Consider the following 3,002-nt stretch of genomic DNA (forward strand, 5'->3'; position numbering starts at 1 on the left):
CGCCGAGTCCAGATCCGCCATGGCGTCACCGAGCGTGAGACGTTGAATCGCGCCGCGTGTCAAGGGAACCTCTTGGTGCGTGGTCAAGACCACCGCGCCGCCATCGGCGACCTGGGCGGCAATCAGTTGCTGTAACAGCTCGACGGCATCGACATCGAGCGCGGTGAAAGGTTCGTCGAGAATCCACAGCGGCGCCTTGCTCAGGATCAAGCGCGCGAGCGCGACGCGCTTTTTCTGCCCCTGCGAAAGCATGCGCGTGGGCAGATCCTCGAAGCCCTCGAGCCCGATGCGCGCGAGCGCCGCGAGGATCGCTTCCGTGTCGACCGGGTCTTGATCCAGGATGCTGGCGATGCGCAGATTCTCCAGCCCGCTGAGGTCGGCCTTGATGCCGTTGAGATGGCCGAAATAGAGCAACTCGCGGTGATAGTCCTCGGCGAGTTCGCGGATGTCTTCGCCGCGCCAGCGGATCCGGCCCGCATCCGGCCGCAAGAGGCCGCAGAGGACGCGCAGCAAGCTGGTCTTGCCGCTGCCGTTGCGCCCTCGCACATGCAGCAGGGTGTGCGCCGGCAGTTGAAAACCGAGACCGCTGAAGAGGTCGCGCTCGCCGCGTCGGCAAGCCAGATCGGTTACCTCGAGCATGACGGGAGGACGCCGTTCACGCCTGCGGGGCCGAATCGCCAGCGAGCGCGACCTGCTCGGGCGCGTCGAGTCCGGTGGTCTCGGCGCCGCTGGCCCCCGCGCCGACGGCATCGGCAGCCGTGGCGTCAGCGGACGCGGCGCTCTGCGCCTCGGTCTCGAGCACCATCACCACGCCGGCGAGCGGCGGCAACGCGAGCGGGATCGAGTGCGGCCGCCCCATCCAGCTGCTTGCCTCCGAGTGTACGCCGCCGCGGTTGCCGACATTGGTGCCGCCATAGAGTTCGGCATCGGAATTGATCGCCTCGCGATAGAAACCGGCGACCGGCACGCCGATGCGGTAATTGTCGCGCGGCACCGGGGTGAAGTTGAACGCGCAGGCGACCAGCTGTTTGCCGTCCCGGGTCTTGCGCAGATAGCTCAGCACCGACTGGCTGGAATCGTGACAATCGATCCACTCGAAGCCGGCGCTCTCGAAATCGACCTGGTGCAGCGCCGGCTCGGTCCGGTAGAGCTGATTGAGATCGGCGACGATCTGCTTCACGCCCTGATGCTGCGGGCGCTCGAGCAGCTCCCATTCGGCCGGCGCATCGAAGTTCCATTCCCGCCCCTGCGCGAACTCGCAGCCCTGGAACAACAGCTTCTTGCCCGGATAGGTGAACATGAAGGTGTAGAGCAGGCGCAGCGAGGCGAACTTCTGCCAGGCGTCGCCGGGCATCTTGTCGAGCATCGATTGCTTGCCATGCACCACCTCGTCGTGACTGAACGGCAGCACGAAGTTCTCGGTGAAGGCGTAGAGCAGGCCGAAGGTCAGCAGGTCGTGATGGTAGTGGCGGTAGATCGGGTCCTTCTCCATGTACGACAGGGTGTCGTGCATCCAGCCCATGTTCCATTTCATGCTGAAGCCCAGGCCCCCGAGATAGGTCGGGCGCGACACCTGCGGCCAGGAGGTCGACTCCTCGGCGACCATCAGTGAGCCAGGGTGTTGCTCATGGGTCACCGTGTTGAGCTGGCGCAGGAACTCGACCGCGTCCAGGTTCTCGTTGCCGCCGTACTTGTTCGGAATCCATTCGCCATCCTTGCGCGAATAGTCGAGGTAGAGCATCGAGGCCACCGCATCCACGCGCAGGCCGTCGATGTGGTACTCGTCGAGCCAGAACAGCGCGCTCGAGAGCAGGAAGTTCTTCACCTCGTGGCGGCCATAGTTGAAGATCAGCGTGCCCCAGTCCTTGTGCTCGCCCTGGCGCGGGTCGGCGTGCTCGTACAGCGCGGTGCCGTCGTAACGGGCGAGGGCGACGGTGTCGCGCGGAAAGTGCGCCGGCACCCAGTCGAGCAGCACGCCGATGCCATGCGCATGCAGGTAATCGACGAAGTAACGGAAGTCGTCCGGGCTACCGAAGCGCGCGGTGGGCGCGAAGTAGCCGGTGGCCTGATAGCCCCAGGAGGCGTCGAGGGGATGCTCGGTGATCGGCAACAGCTCCAGATGGGTGAAGCCCATCTCCAGGCAGTGCGCGGCGAGCTGCTCGGCCAGCTCGCGATAGTTGAGGAAGCCGCCGTCCTCGGCGCGGCGCCAGGAACCGAGATGGACCTCGTAGACCGACATCGGCTGCTGCTGCCAGTTGGCGCTCGCGCGCGCCTCGAGCCAGTCGGCGTCGCTCCACGCGAAGCGGCTCGGACCGTGCAGGATGCCGGCGTTATCCGGGCGTTCCTGAAAGGCGGCGGCATAGGGGTCGATCTTGACCATCGGCACGCCGGCGGCGGAGCGCAGCTCGAACTTGTACAGGGTCTCGGGCTCCAGGCCGGGGATGAACAGCTCCCAGACCCCGGAGCCGGCGCGCACCCGCATCTGATGCTCGCGCCCGTCCCAGTTGTTGAAGTCGCCGACCACGCTGACCCGGGTCGCGCCCGGCGCCCAGACGCCGAACTGAAATCCGTCGATGCCGTCGATCTCGCGCCGGTGCGCGCCGAGGAAGCGATAGGCGTGCCAGTGGCGCCCCTCGCCGAACAGGTGCAGGTCGAAATCGGCGATCTGCGGCGCAAAGCCATAAGGATCGTATTGGGTGTGGACCTGGCCCTGCTTGTCGGTCCAATGGATCAGGTAGCGCTCCTCGAGCGCGCTCGCCGGCCCTTGCCAGACGAACAGATCGGTGCCCTCGATGCGGTTCAGGTCGAGATCGCCCTTGCCGATGCGCACGTGCTCGGCACGCGGCAGCAGCGCCCGCACGACAACGATACCGTCGTCCTGCGCATGGCGGCCCAGGACCTCGAAGGGGTCGTGATGACGGGCCTCGATGATCCGCAACAAGGATTCAGGGAGGTCGGGGTAGCGGAGCTGAGTCTCGGGCATGGCGTCTCGGTATCCTGCG

2 protein-coding genes are annotated in these 3,002 nt (G+C 66.2%); both read right to left on the reverse strand.

Translation table 11 applies throughout. The features are described from left to right. Window positions 1-639, reverse strand: a 639-nt coding sequence (gene ccmA / locus ACLFQI_RS12980) for a cytochrome c biogenesis heme-transporting ATPase CcmA (RefSeq protein ID WP_410759939.1), incomplete at its 3' end; no start/stop codon positions are given. A 16-nt stretch (window positions 640-655) separates the two neighbouring features. Beyond that, window positions 656-2,983 (reverse strand): 1,4-alpha-glucan branching protein GlgB, encoded by a 2,328-nt coding sequence (glgB, locus tag ACLFQI_RS12985; protein WP_410759941.1) that lies wholly within the window; start codon window positions 2,981-2,983, stop codon window positions 656-658. Between the last annotated feature and the right edge of the window lie 19 nt (window positions 2,984-3,002).

It is taken from the genome of Halochromatium sp., from assembly GCF_046541315.1.
In the GTDB taxonomy this organism is placed as follows: Bacteria; Pseudomonadota; Gammaproteobacteria; order Chromatiales; family Chromatiaceae; genus Lamprobacter.

Bases quoted from the DNA above. Each gene is read 5' to 3' on its own strand.
- glgB (WP_410759941.1), bottom strand. From the start codon at position 2,983: ATGCCCGAGACTCAGCTCCGCTACCCCGACCTCCCTGAATCCTTGTTG.